We start from the raw sequence: 17,561 nt of genomic DNA on the forward strand, positions 1-17,561 counted from the left end.
CTAGCGGCCGCCGCCGCGCAATCGCTTGTCGACCACCTGGCGCTCCGCCGGGTCGAGCAGGCCGAGCAGCACCTTGCGGAAGCCCTCGACCGCCTCCGCGCCGGTCTCGCGATAGGCGCGCGCGAAACGCTGGCTCTGGCGGTCCGTCAGGTCGCGCTCGAGCTCCTGGCCCTTGGGTGTGAGCCACAGCAGGCGCTCGCGGCGGTCGCGTGCACCGCTCTTCTGCTCGACATAGCCCTGCTCGAGCAGGTCCTTCAGCACGCGGCTGATCGACTGCTTGGTGACCTTCAGGATCGACAGGAGGTGACCGACCGTCTGCCCGGGATGGCGGCCGATGAAATAGAGGGCGCGGTGATGGGCGCGACCGAGCTGGTAGTGCCGGAGCTGCTGGTCGGACTCGAAGGTGAAGTCGCGATAGGCATAGAACATCAGCTCGATGCCCTGGCGCAGCTCTTCGTCGCGCAGGAACAGGGGATTGGCAGGGGCTCTGGATTCCACGCCATCCTTTATAGTGCGGGCGGGCTGCGTTGACACCCCGTGCGACCCGGTCTGGCCTTGCGAACTCCCTTCGGAAATTTTCTCAAACCATGCGAGGGCTCCATGCTCACCGTCCATCATCTCGGCATGTCGCAGTCCGAGCGGATCGTCTGGCTCTGCGAGGAACTCGGCATCCCCTACGAGCTGAAGATCTATGATCGCGACGCCGTCACACGGCTCGCGCCGCCGGCGTACAAGGCCCTGCATCCGCTCGGGGCCGCGCCGGTGATCCAGGATGGCGACGTTCTGCTGGCCGAATCGGGGGCCATCGTCGAATACATCGTCGCCCGCTATGGCAAGGGCCGGCTGGTGCTGGCGCCCGACCATCCCGACTTCGCGCGGTTCCTCTACTGGTTCCATTTCGCGAACGGCACGCTCCAGCCGGCGACGGGCCGCAACATGATCCTGGGCCGGCTCGACCTCCCGGCGGAAAATCCCATACTTCGCGCGATGAAGGGCCGTCTCGATCTGGCCCTCGGTCTCGTCGAGGCGCGCCTAGGGAAAGCCGATAACCTGGCCGGGGCCGAGTTCACGACAGCCGACATCATGGCCGTCTTCTCCCTGACGACCATGCGCTACTTCCTGCCCTACGATCTCGCATCCTATTCGGCGATTCGCGCCTACCTGCAGCGCATCGCGGCCCGTCCTGCCTACCAGCGGGCAATGCAGAAGGGCGACCCGGGAATGCCCCTTCTCCTCACCTGAAACCCGGTGGGCGAAAAGCGCGCAAGGTCAGCGCAATTGACAAGGTCAATAATATTGACCTATCAAGCCAGATAGTTGTTCTGGGGATTGCCTCAGAGACCTATTTGGAATCAATCTATGAAGGATATCGCAATGTCCTTAACCATGGACGACCGAGACGGTTTCATCTGGCTGGACGGCAAGCTGGTGCCGTGGCGCGAGAGCCGGATGCATGTGCTGACCCACGCGCTGCACTACGGCTCGGCCGTCTTCGAGGGCGAGCGCATCTATGACGGCCGCGTCTTCCGCCTCGCCGCCCACAGCGCGCGCCTGATCCGCTCGGCCAATCTGCTCGACTACGACCTGCCCTGGTCGCGCGAAGAGATCGACGAGGCGACCCGCGCCGTGGTGAAGGCCAATAATCTCACTGCCGGCTACATCCGCCCCATCGCCTGGCGCGGCTCGGAAGTGCTGGGCGTGTCGGCGATCGGCACGACGGTCCATCTCGCCATCGCCCCCTGGGCTCAGGAAGGCCGCCTGTCGGTGCAGGCGCGCGATGCCGGCATCAACGTGACCATGGCCAAATACCGCCGGCCCTCGCCCGAGACGGCACCGGGCCATGCCAAGGTGGCTGGTCTCTACGTGATCTGCGGCATCGAGAAGGACCGCGCGCTCAAGGCCGGCTTCGACGATGCGCTGATGCTCGACTGGAAGGGCCGCATCGCGGAGACGACGGGTGCCAACATCTTCCTGGTGATCGACGGCAAGCTGGTGACGCCGACGCCGCACAATTTCCTCGACGGGATCACGCGCCGCGCGGTGATGGGCATGGCGAAGAAGCGTGGCTGGACGGTCGAGGAACGCGACGTGATGCCCGAAGAGCTCGGCGCCGCGAGCGAAGTGTTCCTGTGCGGCAGCGCGGCCGAGATCGTGCCGGTCGGCTCGATCGACCAGCACCACTTCCAGGCCGGCCCCATCGCGAAGACCTTGATGGCCGACTTCCAGACGCTGGTGCGGGAGCCCGACAGCGAAGGCTTCGGCGAGGCGACGCATCTCATGACGCCGGCCCCGTCGCTGGCGGCGTGACCGGGATGTCTTGACATCGGGGTCCGCAATCCCCTTTTCTCGATGGCGTCCGAGGGGTGCCTGATCTTCCTGCGGGAGACGGGCTGAGACAGCCTTAACGGCTGAACCCTTTGAACCTGATCCGGGTCATGCCGGCGAAGGAACGGGAGTCAGCGGTGTTGGATCGACCTGTCGTAACAATCATCGGAGCCGGGGTCGCAGGCTTGGCCTGCGCCACGGAGCTTGCCGAGCGTGGTGTCGCCGTCGAGTTGCTGGAGCGCGCCGGTCAACTGGGCGAAAGCGCCTGTTCGTGGATGGCCGGCGGCATGCTGGCGCCGTGGTGCGAGCGGGCGACCACCGACGAGATCGTCGCCCGTCTGGGCGAGCCGTCGATCGACTGGTGGCGGCGTCATTTTCCCGGGACCGTCAGCCAGGGCAGCCTGGTCCTCACGCCGCCGCGCGATGCCGCCGACCTCACGCGTTTCGCCGCACGGACCGAACGCTACGCTTGGATCGACGGCGACCGCATCGCTTCCCTCGAACCCGATCTCGCCGGCCGGTTCCGCCGTGCGCTTTTCTTTGCCGACGAGGCGCATCTCGATCCGCGCAAGGCGCTGACATCGCTCGCCGCGGGTCTCGAAGCGCGCGGCGTTCCGATCCGGTTCGGCGTGGAGGGCAAAACGTCGGAAGTCGACGCGAACTTCGTCGTCGATTGCCGCGGCATGGCCGCCCGCGACGCGCTGCCCGAGCTGCGCGGCGTGCGGGGCGAGATGCTGGTGGTGCGGACCCGCGACGTGTCGCTGTCGCGGCCGGTGCGGCTGCTGCATCCGCGCATCCCGCTCTACATCGTGCCGCGCGGCGACGGGGTCTTCATGATCGGCGCGACGATGATCGAGAGCGAGGAACGCCGCGCCGTCAGCGTGCGTTCGGCGGTCGAGTTGCTGAATGCGGCCTACACGCTGCATCCGGCCTTCGGCGAAGCCGAGATCGTCGAGCTGGGTGCCGATCTGCGGCCGACCTTTCCCGACAACCTGCCCTGCGTCAGGCGCACGGGCCGTGTACTGCACGCCAACGGGCTCTACCGGCATGGTTTCCTGCTCGCGCCCTGGCTGGCACGGCAGGTGGCCGATACCGTACTTCTGGAGACGAGAGATGCGGATATTCCTGAACGACGACATGCATGAGGTCGCGCCAGGCACCCTGGCCGCGGCGCTCGAAACGCTGGGCTTCGGTGGCCGCAAGATTGCGACGGCGGTGAACGGCCGCTTCGTCGCCGCGGCCGCGCGACCTCGCACCGAGCTGGCCGACGGCGACAGGATCGAAGTCGTCGCGCCGATGCAGGGAGGATGATCATGTCGTCCTTCTATGGCGTCGAGCTGAAGTCGCGGCTGCTGCTCGGCACGTCGCGCTATCCCTCGCCGGCGGTCCTCGAACGCGCGGTCAAGGCGTCAGGCGCGCAGGTGGTGACCGTCTCCCTGCGGCGTGAGAGCGGCGCGGGGCGGGCCGGCCAGAGCTTCTGGTCTCTCATCCAGTCGATGGGCGTGCGCGTGCTGCCCAACACGGCCGGTTGCCACTCGGTGAAGGAGGCGGTGACGACCGCCCACATGGCGCGCGAGCTGTTCGACACGCCGTGGATCAAGCTCGAGGTGATAGGTGAAGCCGACACCTTGCAGCCCGACGTGTTCGGTCTCGTGGAAGCTGCGCGCATCCTCTCCGAGGACGGGTTCGAGGTGTTCCCCTACACGACCGAGGATCTCGTGGTGGCCGAGCGGCTGGTCGAGGCGGGCTGCCGGGTGCTGATGCCGTGGGGCGCGCCGATCGGTTCGGCGCGCGGCCTGAACAACGTTTACGGCCTGCGGTCGATGCGCGCGCACTTCCCCGACATCCCGCTGGTGGTCGATGCCGGACTGGGCGTGCCCTCGCATGCCGCCGCCGCGATGGAGCTGGGTTACGACGCGGTTCTGCTCAATACGGCGGTGGCCGAAGCGGGCGATCCGGTCGAGATGGCGCGCGCCTTCGCGCTCGGCGTCGAAGCCGGCCGCGCCGCCTATCTCGCGCGGCCGATGGAACCGCGTGACATGGCCGTGCCGTCGACGCCGGTGATCGGCAAGGCCGCGCTTGGAGATTAGAGAGATGCTCGATCCATTCTATCCCGTGGTGCCCGATTCGAGCTGGGTGCTGAAGCTGGTGCCGGTCGGCACGAAGCTCATCCAGCTGCGCATCAAGGACCAGCCCGAAACCGAGATCCGCCGCCAGGTGCGCGAGGCGAAAGCCGTCTGCGCGCAGCATGGCGCCGACCTGATCGTGAACGATTACTGGCAGGTCGCGATCGACGAGGGCTGCTCGTGGGTCCATCTCGGCCAGGAAGACCTGGTCGATGCCGACGTGAAGGCGGTGCGCCGCGCCGGCATCAGGATCGGTGTCAGCACGCACGACCATGCCGAACTCGACAAGGGTCTGGCCATCGATCCAGACTATGTCGCGCTGGGCCCGATCTGGCCGACCGTGCTGAAGCAGATGCCGTGGGCGCCGCAGGGCACCGAGCGTCTCGCCGAATGGAAGAAGCTTGTAGGCAATCGGCCGCTGGTCGCGATCGGCGGACTGACGCTCGAACGCGCGCTGCTGTGCCTGAAGTCCGGCGCCGACATCGCCTCGGTGGTGGGCGACATCGTGAACCATGCCGATCCGATCGGTCAGGCGAAGGCCTGGATCGCGGCGACGAGAAAGCCATGACCACCCGTTACGCCCGCCAGGCCGTGCTGCCCGAGATCGGCGAAGAGGGGCAGACGCGCCTTGCCGCCGCGTCGGTACTGGTCGTCGGCGCCGGCGGCCTCGGCTGTCCGGTGCTGCAGTATCTCAGCGGTGCCGGCGTCGGCCGGCTCACGATCGTCGATCACGACACGGTCGAGGAGACGAACCTGCATCGCCAGCCGCTCTACGGCATGGCCGACATCGGCAAGCTGAAGGCCGAGGCGGCGCGCGCCACGCTGCAGCGCTTCAATCCGCATGTTCGCGTCGACACGGTCGCCGAGCGGCTGACGCCGCAGAATGCCGCGACGCTGATCGCCGATGCCGACATCGTGGTCGATGCCGCCGACAGCTTTGCCGTGACCTACATGCTGAGCGACGTCTGCCACGCCGTCGGCAAGCCGCTGGTCAGCGCCTCGGTGATCGGCATGACCGGCTATGCCGGCGCCTTCTGCGGCGGCGGCCCGAGCTATCGTGCCGTGTTCCCCGAAGTCTCGGTCGATGGCGGCACCTGCGCCACGGTGGGCGTGATCGGCACGGCGGTCGCGGTGCTGGGTGGCCTGCAGGCGCATCTCACGCTTCATCATCTGCTGGGTCTTGAACCTTCGGTGCTGGGCCGCGTCGTCACTTTCGATGCGAAGCGCGTAGCCTTTGGCGGCTTCGGCTTTGCCGGCAGTCCCGAGCCCGACGAACAGGTGGCGTTCATCGCGCCCGATCAGGTGAAATCCGACGACATCGTGGTCGACCTGCGCGGCCTCGACGAGGCACCGGTCTCACCCTTCGCCGGCGCGCGAAGGTTGGTCGTCGATACGATCGACGAGCTGGGCACGCCCGAGGGCCGGGTCGTGCTGGCCTGCCGCAGCGGACAGCGGGCGCTGATGGCGGCCGACCGGCTGCGCGAACGGGGTGTCACGAATCTTGCGCTGGTGGCCTTGGGCTAGGGAAGTCAAACTGGCCCCGCACCAGAGGAGCTCCGGCGTGGCCAATCCCGTTCCCCCGACGATGGAAGAGACTCGCCGCCATCAGATGTATCCCATGCTGACGATGGCCGAGCTGAAGCGCATCGAACGCTTCGGCAGGAAGCAGCATTTCAAGGCGGGCGAGTTGCTGGCGCGCACGGGCGAGGACAGTCCCGGCATGTCGGTCATCCTGTCCGGCAGGATCGCCATCCTCGGCCATGACGGTCTGGGTCATGTCTCGCCCATCGTCGAAATGGGACCGGGCGATTTCGCGGCCGAGCTGGCCGAGCTCTCGGGCCAGCCGGCGATGGTCGACGTCCGCGCCGAAGAGGATGTCGAGGCCCTGATCGTGCCGCACGACAGGCTGCGCGCCCTGATGGTCGCCGAGGCGGAACTCGGCGAGCGCATCATGCGGGCGCTGATCCTGCGCCGCGTGCGCCTGATCGAGGTCAATCTGGTCGGGCCGATTCTGGTCGGCGAACTCACCCAGCCGGGTATGATCCGCCTGCAGGGATTCCTGACGCGCAACGGCCAGCCGCACACCATCCTCGATCCCGAGACCGATCCCGACGCGGCGAAGATGATCGAGCGCCTGTCGCCCGATGCCGGGGATTATCCGCTGGTGGTCTGTCCCGACGGCACGATCCTGCGCAATCCCAGCGAGCAGGAGCTGGCCCTCTGCATCGGCCTGCTGCAGGAAAGCGCCGAGCCGCGCATCTACGACATCGCGATCGTGGGCTCGGGCCCCGGGGGTCTTTCCACGGCCGTCTATGCCGCCTCCGAAGGCCTGTCGGTGCTGGTCGTCGAAACCCGCGCCTTCGGCGGCCAGGCCGGCGCCAGCGCCCGCATCGAGAACTATCTCGGCTTCCCGACCGGCATCTCGGGTCAGGCGCTGACCGCGCGCGCCTTCGTGCAGGCGCAGAAGTTCGGCGCGCAGTTCGTCATCCCGCTCGAAGTGGCGCGGCTCGATTGCGGTGGCGGCCTCGAGCGGCCGATGACCCTGGAAATGACCGACGGCTGGAAGGTGCAGGCCAAGACCGTCGTGATCGCCTCGGGCGCGCGTTACCGCAAGCTCTCGCTGCCCAACCTCGATCACTTCCTCAATCGCGGCCTCTGGTACTGGGCCTCGCCGATCGAGGCGAAGCTGTGCATCAATGCCGAGGTCGTCATCGTCGGCGGCGGCAATTCGGCGGGTCAGGCGGCGGTCTTCCTGTCGGGCCATGCCGCAAAGGTCTGGGTCCTGGTTCGCGGCCCCGGCCTCGCCGAGACCATGTCGCGCTATCTCATCGATCGCATCGCATCGGCGCCGAACGTCGAAGTACTGGCGGAAACCGAGATCGTCGAGCTCGTCGGCTCAGAGCAGACCGGTTTGCGCGGCGTGAAGTGGCGTCACCGTCCCAGCGGCGACGATACGCACCGGCCGATCCGCCACGTCTTCCAGTTCCTGGGTGCGGAACCTGCGACGGAGTGGATGAGGGATTGCGGCATCGACGTCGACCGCACCGGCTTCATCCGCACAGGCACCGACGTCGAGGCACCCTGTCCCGAGCGTCCGCCGCTCGCCTACGAGACGAACGTGCAGGGCGTCTTCGCGGTCGGCGACGTGCGCTACGGCTCGGTGAAGCGCGTGGGCGCGGCGATCGGCGAAGGCGCCAACGTGGTTGCCCAGATCCACGGCGTGCTGGAGGCGATAAACGAGGCGGCCGAGAGGAAGCAATAGTCATTAGATTCGTCGTCTCGACCGGAGCGCCGAAGGCGCGGAGTGGAGAGACCTTCTTTCCACCAAAAGCCAGCTGATTGTTGAGAGAAGGTCTCTCCACTTCGCCGCGCTTTGCGCGGCTACGGTCGAGACGACGGGCTTTGATGGTTGGGGACCTACTTCTTCTCCCAGCGCGCCGCCGCTGCGTCGTCGCCTTCGTGGGCGCCGACCCACTGCTCGCCCTTCGGCGTGTCTTCCAGCTTCCAGAAGGGTGCCTTGGTCTTCAGCCAGTCGACCAGGAATTCGCAGGCTTCGAAGGCGGCTTCGCGGTGCGGTGAACCGACGGCCACCAGCACGATGCGCTCGCCCGGTTCCATGCGGCCGTAGCGGTGCACGATCAAGGTTGCCTCAAGCGGCCAGCGCCGGTTCGCCTCGGTCTCGATCTCCTGCAGCGCCGTTTCGGTCATGCCCGGATAGTGTTCGAGCGTCAGCGCGTCGATGCGGTCGCGATGATAACCCTCGCGCACATGCATCTCGCGCACGAGGCCGACGAACACCGCGAGCCCCCCGATCCGCCTGTTGCCGTCGGTGAGATGGGCCAGCTCGGCGCCGATGTCGAAGTCGGTTTCCTGGACGCGCACCGTCATGGTGTCAGCCGCCGGTGAAGGGGGGGAAGAAGGCGACTTCGCGCGCGCCGGCCAGCTTCACGTCGAAGGTTGCCGTGCGCTGGTCGACCGCGGCGCCAAAGGCAGCTCCTTCGGCCAGCGCCTCGGCATGGCCGGGGCTGCGTGCGCGCAACCACACGATGAGGTCGCCCACTGTGTCGATGTCGGCCGGGGGCGTGACCTCTTCCTCAGGCACCCCGACGGTGCGTTTCATCCACGCGAAGTAACGGATCTTCACTTCTGCCCACCCGATGAAGGGGCGTCCTCTGCCATGTGGCGCAGGCCGGTGCGCAGATAGTCGTAGCCGGTGATGAGCGTGAGGGCGGCGGCGATCCAGATCAGCACGATGCCGGCCTGCGTCACCCAGTGCGCCGCGGCGTCGCCCACGAGCAGCGCCGCGATCGCGACCATCTGCACCGCTGTTTTCCATTTGGCGAGCGCACTCACCGGCAGGCCGACCCGCAGTTCCGCCAGGAACTCGCGCAGGCCGGAGACCAGGATCTCGCGCGCCAGGATGATGAGAGCGGCCAGCACGTTCAGGCCGGCGAGCGTGCTGTTGTCGACCAGCATGACCAGGGCGGCGGCGACCAGAAGCTTGTCGGCGATCGGGTCGAGGAAGCGGCCGAAGCGTGAGATCTGGTGATAGCGCCGCGCGAAATAGCCGTCGAACCAGTCGGTCACCGCGGCGGCCACGAACAGCGCCATCGATAGCCACTGCGCCCAGCCGCGATCGAGCCAGAAGCACGCGACCACCAGCGGAATCGCGACGATGCGCGACAGGGTGAGCATGTTGGGAAGGTTGAACAGCATCGACCCGGACATTACCGGCCGCCCCGGAAGTGGTCATGGATTTTCTGGGCGAGTGCATCGGAGATTCCCGGCACCGATTTGATGTCTTCCAAGGTTGCGCCCGAAACAGCGCGGGCACTGCCGAAATGATTGAGCAGTGCACGCTTGCGGCCGGCGCCGATGCCGGGAACCTCGTCGAGCGCCGAGCGCGTCATGTCTGCCGCACGACGCGTGCGATGAGTGCCGATCGCGAAGCGATGCGCCTCGTCCCGTAGCCGTTGCAGGAAGTAGAGGACGGGATCGCGCGGCTCGAGCGAGAAGGGCGGCCTGCCGGTCATGAAGAAACGCTCGCGGCCGGCATCGCGGTCGGGTCCTTTGGCAATGCCGACCAGGGCGATGTCCTCGAGGCCGAGCTCGGTCATCACCTGGCGCACCGCTTCGAGCTGGCCCTGGCCACCGTCGATCAGGAGCAGGTCCGGCCAATGCTCGTCGTCGCGCTCGGGATTCTCCTTCAGCGCACGGCCGAAGCGGCGGGTCATCACCTCGCGCATCATGGCGAAGTCGTCGCCCGCGGCGCCCTCGGTCTTGATGTTGAACTTGCGGTAGGCGTTTTTGTTGAAGCCCTCCGGACCCGCCACGATCATCGCGCCGATCGCCGCCGTGCCCTGGATGTGACTGTTGTCGTACACCTCGATGCGCTCGGGCGGCGCATCGAGGCCGAACACGCGGGCCACGCCTTCGAGCAGGGTGCGCTGCGTGCCGCGCTCGGCCATGCGGCGGGCCAGCGCCTCGCGCGCATTGTTCACCGCCTGGTCGAGCACGTCCTTCTGGTCGCCGCGCTTGGGCTGGCGGATCTCGACCTTGTGGCCGGCCGACAGAGCGAGCGCGCTTTCCATCAGCTCGCGCTCGGCCACGTCGTGGCTGGTCAGGATCAGCTTCGGCGCCTGCCGGGCTTCGTAGAACTGGCCAATGAAGGCCTCCAGCACCTGGGCCTCGTCGAGCTCCCTGCCGTGACTCGGGAAGTAGGCGCGATTGCCCAGGTTCTGGCCGGCGCGCAGGAAGAACACCTGGATGCAGATCTGCCCGCCTTCGGCATGTGCGGCGAAGATGTCGGCCTCGTCGATCGACGGCAGGCTGATCGACTGGTGCGACGTGATGTGGGCGAGCGCGCGGATGCGGTCGCGCAGGATGGCGGCGGCCTCGAATTCAAGGTTGGCCGAAGCCTGCTCCATGCGCTGCGACAGGGTCTGCTGGATCTCGCGGTTGCGGCCGCCGAGGAAGCCGCGCACGTCCTCGACGATGGCATCGTACTCGGGCTTGCCGATGCGGCCGACACAGGGCGCCGTGCAGCGCTTGATCTGGTACTGCAGACAGGGCCGCGTGCGGGTGGAGAAGACGCCGTCCGAGCAGGACCGCAGCGGGAAGGCGCGCTGCAGGGCGTAGAGCGTGCGGTTGACCGCGGTGGCCGAGGCAAAGGGTCCGAAATATTCGTTGGCCGGCTCGCGGGTGCCGCGATGCTTGGCCAATTGCGGCCAGTCTGTGTCGCGGCGGATGACGATGTAGGGAAACGACTTGTCGTCGCGCAGCAGCACGTTGAAGCGCGGCCGGAAGCGCTTGATCAGGTTGTTCTCAAGAAGCAACGCCTCGGCTTCGCTGTCGGTGACGGCGAATTCCATGGTCCGCGTCGCGGAGACCATGCGGATCAGGCGCGTGGCCAGCCGGGTCGGCTGTGTATAGGCGGCGACGCGGCTGCGCAGCGAGCGCGCCTTTCCGACATACAGAACCTCGCCGTCGGCCGCGATCATGCGGTACACGCCCGGCTTGCGCGGCAGGGTCCGCACGAAGTCCGCGATGATCCGCATTCCGTCGGAGAGCGAACCTTCGCTGGGAGGCAGGTCGGTGTCGGTTTCGTCGGTCATCTGGGACGCGGAAAATGGCCCCGCCCGGGCGTCTGCACAAGGCGATCAGGGGCATGTGGGGAAGTCTGTGCAGAAGCCGTACGTCGCGCGGCCGTTATGCCAGAGTCATTATATTGACTCAATGTAGGAGGGGTGGCAGTCGCCCGCCACCCCTCGCTCAACCTGCTGTTCCGATTTGCTTTTTGGCGGCGTTGGCTTCAGTCAGAAAAAGCTGGCCAACCTTTTTGTTCCCTTTTCGATCCAATCGGCCGCCGCGCTTCGATATGTGGATAAATTCGGTGGCTTTACAGCACCGACAGCATGCGTCCGACGAGCGGATGGCGAACCACGTCTTCCTGCGTGAGTCGCACCACGGCGACGTCGTCGAGCCCCTCCAGCCGGGTCCCGATCGCGGCCAGTCCGGACAGTTCCGGCAGCAGGTCGGTCTGGTCCGGATCGCCGGTCATAACCATGGTGGAGTGCCAGCCGAGCCGGGTCAGCAGCATCTTGAGCTGGCCATAGGTGCAGTTCTGGGCCTCGTCGATCAGGACGAAGGCATTGTTCAGTGTCCGGCCGCGCATGAAGGCGACCGGGGCGATCTCGATCGTGCCATCGTCGAGGTGCTGGGCAAGACGCTTGGGGCCCATCCGGTCGTTCAGCGCGTCCCACAGCGGGCGCAGGTAGGGGTCGAGTTTCTCGCGCATGTCGCCCGGGAGAAATCCCAGGTTCTCGCCGGCTTCCACAGCCGGCCGCGACAGCACGATCCGCGAGACCGTGCCGTTCTCCAAGGCTTCGACGGCAGCGGCGATCGCCAGGTAGGTCTTGCCGGTGCCGGCGGGTCCGAGGGCCACGGTGAGGGGTTTCGCCTCGATCGCCTCCATCAATACCCGCTGGTTGTCGCTCCTCGGTCGGATCTTCTTGATGTAGCTCTGGTCTCGATCGTTGGCCGGAGTTTGGTCGAAAACGACGCTGTGAATACGGGCGCTATCGATAGCGTGCAGCTTGGCTCGGCGTGCGGCGCGTTTGGCCATATTCGTACTCCGGTGTCATGGTCAGAGGAGCGGGAGCGATCGCCCAAAACAAAAACGCCCCCGGCGAGCGGAGGCGTTGGCGATCGGTGGTCTGACTGAAGGGTGAGGCCGATAGGGCACGCGGCGGATACTCCACCGGTGAACCAGTTTCCGTCGGGGGACATGTCCTCGAACGGATAAAAACCCTCCCTCAGTTACCAAAGAAAGCCTAGTCCCAATTTGGCCCCTCGGCCACCATATTTATGGTCTGTCGCCGAAAATTCACCCTAGGGAAAGCAATCCGTCTTCAACTTCCGTGGACCCTCCGGCCGGCGACATAGGTCGCCTGGACCGCCCGGTCGTCGCCCAGGATCATCTGGATGAAGAGCTGTTCGGCGAAGTCCCTTGCCTCGTCCATGCGGAAGGCGATCAGGGGCGTCGAGCGCATGTCGAGCACCACGAGGTCGGCTTCCATGCCGGGCGCGATGCTGCCGACCTTGTCTTCGAGATGCAGGGCCGCGGCCGAGCCGCGCGTCGCGAGGTAGTAGGCGTGGGCGGCCGACAGCGGGTTACGGTTGAGCTGCGCCGCCTTGTAGGCCTCGTTGAGCGTCTGCAGGATCGAGAAGGACGTGCCGGCGCCGATATCGGTGCCGAGGCCCACGCGGACGGGCCGGTCGGCGTGCTTGGCGCGCGCGATGTCGAACATGCCGCTGCCGAGGAAGAAATTCGAGGTCGGGCAATGGGCGATCGCGGCGTCGGCGGCGTGCAGGCGCTCCAGCTCGTCGTCGCCCAGCCAGATGCCGTGGCCGAACACCGCGCGTTTGCCGCAAAGTCCGTGATGATCGTAGACGTCGAGATAGCCGGAGCGCTCCGGAAACAGTTCCTTGATCCAGGCGACCTCGGCCTGGGTTTCCGCGATGTGCGTCTGCATCAGGCAGTCCGGGTGGGCGCGCCAGAGGGCGCCGGCGGCGGCGAGTTGCTCGGGTGAACTCGTGCCGGCGAAGCGCGGCGTGATGGCGTAGAGCAGGCGGCCGCGGCCATGCCATTTGCGGATGAGGGCCAGGGAATCGTCGTAACCGGACTGGGCGCCGTCGCGCAGCCCGTCCGGCGCGTTGCGGTCCATCAGCACCTTGCCGGCGGCGAGCCGCAGGCCGAGCGCCTCCGCCTCCTCGAACAGGATGTCGGCGGAATGGGCATGCACGGTGCAGTAGACGCAGCTGGTCGTGATGCCGTTGCGCAGGTTCTCCTGAAGGAACGCACGGGCCACGCGCCGCGTATAGGCGCGGTCGGCGAATTTCAGCTCGGTCGGAAAAGTGTAGCGGTCGAGCCAGTCGAGGAGCTGGGCGCCATGGCTCGCGATCATCGGCGTCTGCGGAAAATGCACATGGGTGTCGATGAAGCCTGCCGAGATCAGCGCGTCCTTGCCGAAATCCCTGATCTCGATGCCCGTGGGCAGCAGCGGGGCAACCTGGGCGGCCGGTCCGAAATGCGTGATGCGCCCGTCCCGCATGGCCACGATCGCATCGGGTTCGTGGACCAGTGTCCGTTCGATTCCGTCGCGGAACGGATCACCGGTGAAGGTGAGGGCCGGGCCGCGTATGGCGGTCGGTCGGTTGGGGGAAGACATCGAGCCGACGTTCGCACCGAACGGCAAAGCGGGGAAGGGGTGTGGTACAGGGGAGGCCTGCAACGGGAGATTCGGCGATGAGTGAGATCGTGTGGCGCGGCATGACGCGGGCTGAACTCGACAAGGCCTACGACAATACCAACGCAGTGGCCGATTCGGGCCCGCGCCGCGATGGCTGGATCGCGCGCAGCGAACGCTTCCGGGCGAGCCACGCCGAAAGCCTCGACCTCGCCTATGGGCCGTTGCCCCGCAACAAGCTCGACCTGTTCCGATGCGGCGCGGCCAAGGCGCCCTTGTTCGCCTTCATTCATGGCGGCTACTGGCAGCGCAACGCCAGGGAGACGTTCGCCTGCATGGCGGCGGGGCCCCTGGCAAACGGCATGGACGTCGCGTTCCTCGGCTACACGCTGGCACCCGAGGCTACCCTGCCGGCCATCGTCGCGGAGATCGCCGAAGCCGTGCGCTGGTTGCGCCGGGAAGGGCCGCGCCATGGCGTGGGGCAGGATCGGCTGGTCGTCTCGGGCTGGTCGGCAGGCGGGCACTTGACAGCGACGACGCTGGCGATGGACGAGGTCGATGCCGGCCTGGCCATCAGTGGCATCTACGACGTCGAGCCCTGTCGCTTGAACTATCTCAACGACAAGCTGTTGCTCACCGCGGCGCAGGCGGCGGAAACCAGTCCGATCCTGCACTTGCCGAAGAAAAGCGCGCCGGTCGTCCTGGCCTATGGAACCGGCGAGCTGCCCGAGCTGCAGCGCCAGTCGGTCGCCTATCACGAGGCGCGTCGCGAGGCGGGGCTCCCGAGTGAGTTGTTGCCACTCGCGGGACTCAACCACTTCTCCATCATGGACGAACTCGAGGCGCCCGACGGGGCGCTTGCGACGACAGCGGCACGTCTGGCGCGTCGCGGCGATTGAGGAGTCGCGCGCCGATGCCTGGAGTCCTGGGTCCGTCAGGGGTGCGTAAGCAAGGGCGTCTAGGGTCTCGATGCCCATGACGCTTTCCGAACTCAGCGTTCCCCAGCAGATCATCGTTCGACGACTGGCCCTCGGCCTGTCGCTGAGCGGCCTCGGCGTCCGGCAGGACTTCTCGCAACTGGCGAGGCTCGGCCTTGTCACGGGAAACCGCGACTATCCGCAGCTCACGGATGAGGGTTTCGCCTGTCTGCATGCGATACCGTTCGAGGAGGCAGCGGGCCCGATCGTCCGTCGCTGAGAATCACTGGAACCTGTCCGAGCTGCGGCGGTCACGTCGTCCGTTCCCTATCTGACGATCATGGACCTTCGACGGCCCGGTGCCGCGTTCCGGTCCTCGGATTTCTACGACGCAGCGTCACATCCCCCTCGGCGCGCCCCGATGATAAACTGGCGCGTCTGGAGGTTGGGTAAGGATGAGCGTCGATCGAGAGGCAGCTGGTGCTGTCCCGAAAGGCGAGCGAGAGCTCCGTTCGAAAACAACAGGTTGGGTGGCACGCATCGCTCTGGTGACCGTTTCGGTCCTGGTGTCGCTGGCGCTGCTCGAAGTGGGGTACCGGCTGGTCCTGTGGGGCTCCGAGGGGCTCGTGCATTGGCCCAACCTGGCTCACCGGCGCATGGGCACCGGCCCGGGCGGCGAAAGGTGCCAGTACGTCTATAGTGCAGCAATCGGCTGGACTGCGCCGGCGAACTGCGTGTCGGCTCCCTACAATTCCGATTCTGACGGATTCCGCCGCTCATCTCCGCAGGCGTCCCTCGCCGAGCCGCCCATCCTCGTCACCGGTTCGTCCTTCGCCAAGGGTGACGAGGTGAAGGATGATGAGACGTGGCCTGCCTATCTTCAGGACATGGTCGGCCGGAAGGTCGTGAATGCGGGCGTGAGCGGATACGCCTTCGACCAGATGGTGCTCAGCACCGAGCAGCTCGTCCCGAAAGTGAAGCCGCTCTTCGTCGTCGCCAGTTTCACGCCCGGCGATATCAAGCGATCGGAACTCAAGGTCGCCTGGAGCCGTGAGAAGCCATACTTCACCGCGACGGACGGCAGGCTCGATCTGCATAACGTGCCGGTCCCCGGAAAGCCGGGCGAGCCGATCCGCTTTCCCGTCGCGGCCGAGTGGCTCGGACGGTCCGCCTTGGCCGAACTCGTGGTCGACCGGCTCGGCCTGCAGCAGGGCTGGTATTTCAGCGAGGTCCGGGGGGCGCCGGCCGGCAGCGGCGAGGCGATCGCCTGCTTGCTGATGCCGAGGCTCGCCGCCCTCGGCGTGCCGGTTGTCGTCATGGCACAGTACAGCCGCGGCTACTGGAAGGACAACGGGCTGTACGGGACCGCCGATCATCGCGCCGTCCAGAAGGTGCTGGGCTGTGCGGCCGCCGCGGGCCTCATCCCGTTCGATCTGTCCGATACGCTGAAGACGGCCGTCGACGCCCGCGGCGCCGACGCGCTCTACCGCTCCGACCACCATTCGGCCGAGGGCAATCGCACGGTGGCGGATCTCGTCCTGCGCGAACTCGTCAACCGGCGGCTCCTGACGAAGACGGCGGACCGTTGACGCTGCGGGCATCGAGTGACCATTGCCTGTACGGCAGCCCCCCCCCCTTTTGTCGTTGCCTCCGCATGTCGGAGGCGCCCAAAACCAAAGAAAAAGTGAGAACCCTGCCCGATTGCAACCGCCCGCATCATGTGGCTTCTATGAGCGACATGGTCACCTCCTGCAATCAATGCTTTGAGACCTGCCAAGTAGTGGTCGGTGTAAATGCTCGAACGGATGCTGCAAGCTCTAACGCGACATGCTCATCGTCCTGTCAAAATACTTCCGGTGGTGGCCAGCGTGCCGGGCACTGATGTCTGGTTTCTTCGCTTTACGTTCGCGTTCCTGTCGCATCTTCAGCAAGGCGGCCATATCGTCGACCGGCTGAGCGGACGGCGTATCGGCAATTCCGCAGGTCCTTCGTTCAACTTCGACCATATGAGCGGCGGGCCACTCCTTTGGGCGCCTGATCTGGTGCCGTCGCGCCATCTTTTCATCGGACACACGGTTTGTCCTGGATTCGACAGACTCTCCTCGAAGTTCGATTGGTGGGCGAGCACCAGGTTTTCCGCGCCGGGGTATGATTATCTCCACGATGGAATGAACTACGGGCATGTGCCGGTCGATCTGGCGCCCCACGCTTTTGTTCCGGTGTCTGTCGCCGATGTCGATGCCGCCGCCTGGACCCACGCCGGACAGCGCATGGTCCTCGTCTACGGCGACCCCATCGAACAAGCGGTCGGCTGTTTCAGCTACAGTCAGAATGAAATCCGACGCGCCTACAACCGACCCGGTAGACGGCCGGTGGAGTTGCCGTTCGACGAGTATGTGTTTCAGCAAGCACTACCCTCTTATGCCAAACTGATCATTTCCTATCAGGCAATGGCGGAGGCGGTACCGGGAGCGGTCCACATCGTGGCAGAAGACGTCCTGCGAGCGGAGCCTGTTCGCGTCCTGTCTTCGATCTTGGCGCACCTGAGGCTCGATCGCTGGCAAACGGCTATGATCGACGCCGTTGTCGACCTGTCGCGGCGCGAGCACATCATGGCTGTAGAGAGGGAACTCGGGCGGAGCCTGACCGGTTCCCGCGCCAGCCGCAGGACTGCGACATGGTCCGTGCCGGAGTCGGTCGTCAAGGCCGCCAGGGATCCGACCCTGCGCCGCGAGGCCTTGGCCTTGCTCGCTTCGATGGGCGTGAACACGGCGTATTTCGAGGCACCGCCAGCAGCGGCAGCGTTTCAGGCGGATGCAACCACTTCCGGCAGTGCATAGTTGCCTTCAATCGTGTGCCTCTGAATCGTCGAGCGGAGGAGAGGCCTCCGGGCAGGACGTCCAGTCCTGTCGTGCGCTGGCGGCCGCCGCCGCGAACTTGGCATG

General features: G+C 66.3%; 19 protein-coding genes and 1 riboswitch. Of the genes, 12 read left to right on the forward strand and 7 right to left on the reverse strand.

Features of this window, described 5'->3' with window-relative positions:
- Nucleotides 1-498: a MarR family transcriptional regulator gene (locus tag EPO41_RS15330; protein ID WP_296326633.1), complete on the reverse strand. Its 498-nt coding sequence runs from the start codon at nucleotides 496-498 to the stop codon at nucleotides 1-3.
- Between the two features lie 102 nt (nucleotides 499-600).
- On the opposite strand from EPO41_RS15330, the gene EPO41_RS15335 reads away from it, so the two are divergent.
- The 8 genes from EPO41_RS15335 (at nucleotide 601) to EPO41_RS15370 (ending at nucleotide 7,713) form a co-directional block, all read left to right on the forward strand.
- Nucleotides 601-1,242, forward strand: coding sequence for a glutathione S-transferase (locus EPO41_RS15335; RefSeq protein ID WP_296326635.1), 642 nt, complete (start codon nucleotides 601-603; stop codon nucleotides 1,240-1,242).
- Between the two features lie 144 nt (nucleotides 1,243-1,386).
- A complete protein-coding gene (locus tag EPO41_RS15340) occupies nucleotides 1,387-2,307 on the forward strand; it encodes a branched-chain amino acid aminotransferase (RefSeq protein WP_296326637.1) in 921 nt (306 codons plus the stop codon).
- 42 nt (nucleotides 2,308-2,349) lie between these two features.
- A riboswitch (TPP riboswitch) is annotated at nucleotides 2,350-2,467 on the forward strand.
- The gene (thiO, locus tag EPO41_RS15345) at nucleotides 2,436-3,470 is read left to right on the forward strand and encodes a glycine oxidase ThiO (RefSeq protein ID WP_296326639.1); all 1,035 of its coding nucleotides are present in this window, start codon (nucleotides 2,436-2,438) and stop codon (nucleotides 3,468-3,470) included. It overlaps the preceding riboswitch by 32 nt.
- Nucleotides 3,439-3,636 (forward strand): sulfur carrier protein ThiS, encoded by a 198-nt coding sequence (gene thiS, locus EPO41_RS15350; protein ID WP_295144617.1) that lies wholly within the window; start codon nucleotides 3,439-3,441, stop codon nucleotides 3,634-3,636. Before thiO ends, thiS begins: the two co-directional genes overlap by 32 nt.
- A 2-nt stretch (nucleotides 3,637-3,638) precedes the next feature.
- Nucleotides 3,639-4,415 carry a thiazole synthase gene (locus tag EPO41_RS15355; protein WP_296326641.1) on the forward strand — a complete coding sequence of 259 codons (777 nt, stop codon included), beginning with the start codon at nucleotides 3,639-3,641 and terminating at the stop codon, nucleotides 4,413-4,415.
- Between the two features lie 4 nt (nucleotides 4,416-4,419).
- Nucleotides 4,420-5,019 carry a thiamine phosphate synthase gene (locus EPO41_RS15360; protein ID WP_296326643.1) on the forward strand — a complete coding sequence of 200 codons (600 nt, stop codon included), beginning with the start codon at nucleotides 4,420-4,422 and terminating at the stop codon, nucleotides 5,017-5,019.
- Nucleotides 5,016-5,975, forward strand: a complete 960-nt coding sequence (locus EPO41_RS15365; protein WP_296326645.1) for a HesA/MoeB/ThiF family protein — start codon at nucleotides 5,016-5,018, stop codon at nucleotides 5,973-5,975. The genes EPO41_RS15360 and EPO41_RS15365 overlap by 4 nt, the downstream gene beginning before the upstream one ends.
- 37 nt (nucleotides 5,976-6,012) lie before the next feature.
- A complete protein-coding gene (locus EPO41_RS15370) occupies nucleotides 6,013-7,713 on the forward strand; it encodes an FAD-dependent oxidoreductase (RefSeq protein ID WP_296326646.1) in 1,701 nt (566 codons plus the stop codon).
- 155 nt (nucleotides 7,714-7,868) lie between these two features.
- Here EPO41_RS15370 and EPO41_RS15375 read toward each other — a convergent pair whose 3' ends face one another.
- From EPO41_RS15375 to guaD, 6 genes are all read right to left on the reverse strand, one after another.
- Complete coding sequence (locus EPO41_RS15375) at nucleotides 7,869-8,339, reverse strand: molybdenum cofactor biosynthesis protein MoaE (protein WP_296326647.1); 471 nt, start codon at nucleotides 8,337-8,339, stop codon at nucleotides 7,869-7,871.
- A gap of 4 nt (nucleotides 8,340-8,343) precedes the next feature.
- Nucleotides 8,344-8,595: a MoaD/ThiS family protein gene (locus EPO41_RS15380; protein ID WP_296326648.1), complete on the reverse strand. Its 252-nt coding sequence runs from the start codon at nucleotides 8,593-8,595 to the stop codon at nucleotides 8,344-8,346.
- The gene (gene pgsA, locus EPO41_RS15385) at nucleotides 8,592-9,179 is read right to left on the reverse strand and encodes a CDP-diacylglycerol--glycerol-3-phosphate 3-phosphatidyltransferase (RefSeq protein ID WP_296326650.1); all 588 of its coding nucleotides are present in this window, start codon (nucleotides 9,177-9,179) and stop codon (nucleotides 8,592-8,594) included. Before pgsA ends, EPO41_RS15380 begins: the two co-directional genes overlap by 4 nt.
- Nucleotides 9,179-11,065 carry an excinuclease ABC subunit UvrC gene (gene uvrC, locus EPO41_RS15390; protein ID WP_296326652.1) on the reverse strand — a complete coding sequence of 629 codons (1,887 nt, stop codon included), beginning with the start codon at nucleotides 11,063-11,065 and terminating at the stop codon, nucleotides 9,179-9,181. Before uvrC ends, pgsA begins: the two co-directional genes overlap by 1 nt.
- Before the next feature lie 284 nt (nucleotides 11,066-11,349).
- The gene (locus tag EPO41_RS15395; RefSeq protein WP_296326653.1) at nucleotides 11,350-12,075 is read right to left on the reverse strand and encodes a PhoH family protein; all 726 of its coding nucleotides are present in this window, start codon (nucleotides 12,073-12,075) and stop codon (nucleotides 11,350-11,352) included.
- 286 nt (nucleotides 12,076-12,361) lie between these two features.
- Nucleotides 12,362-13,681, reverse strand: coding sequence for a guanine deaminase (gene guaD, locus EPO41_RS15400; RefSeq protein WP_296326655.1), 1,320 nt, complete (start codon nucleotides 13,679-13,681; stop codon nucleotides 12,362-12,364).
- Between the two features lie 77 nt (nucleotides 13,682-13,758).
- Here guaD and EPO41_RS15405 point away from each other — a divergent pair, with 77 nt between their 5' ends.
- The 4 genes from EPO41_RS15405 to EPO41_RS15420 all read left to right on the forward strand — a co-directional run bounded on the left by EPO41_RS15405 (nucleotide 13,759) and on the right by EPO41_RS15420 (nucleotide 17,456).
- Nucleotides 13,759-14,598: an alpha/beta hydrolase gene (locus tag EPO41_RS15405; RefSeq protein WP_296326657.1), complete on the forward strand. Its 840-nt coding sequence runs from the start codon at nucleotides 13,759-13,761 to the stop codon at nucleotides 14,596-14,598.
- Nucleotides 14,599-14,674: 76 nt separating this feature from the next.
- The gene (locus EPO41_RS15410; protein WP_296326659.1) at nucleotides 14,675-14,896 is read left to right on the forward strand and encodes a hypothetical protein; all 222 of its coding nucleotides are present in this window, start codon (nucleotides 14,675-14,677) and stop codon (nucleotides 14,894-14,896) included.
- Nucleotides 14,897-15,146: 250 nt separating this feature from the next.
- Nucleotides 15,147-16,205 carry a hypothetical protein gene (locus tag EPO41_RS15415; RefSeq protein ID WP_296326661.1) on the forward strand — a complete coding sequence of 353 codons (1,059 nt, stop codon included), beginning with the start codon at nucleotides 15,147-15,149 and terminating at the stop codon, nucleotides 16,203-16,205.
- 270 nt (nucleotides 16,206-16,475) lie between these two features.
- Nucleotides 16,476-17,456: a hypothetical protein gene (locus EPO41_RS15420; RefSeq protein ID WP_296326663.1), complete on the forward strand. Its 981-nt coding sequence runs from the start codon at nucleotides 16,476-16,478 to the stop codon at nucleotides 17,454-17,456.
- Nucleotides 17,457-17,561: the final 105 nt, after the last annotated feature.

The sequence above is a fragment of the Reyranella sp. genome (assembly GCF_004297265.1).
Taxonomy (GTDB): Bacteria; Pseudomonadota; Alphaproteobacteria; order Reyranellales; family Reyranellaceae; genus Reyranella.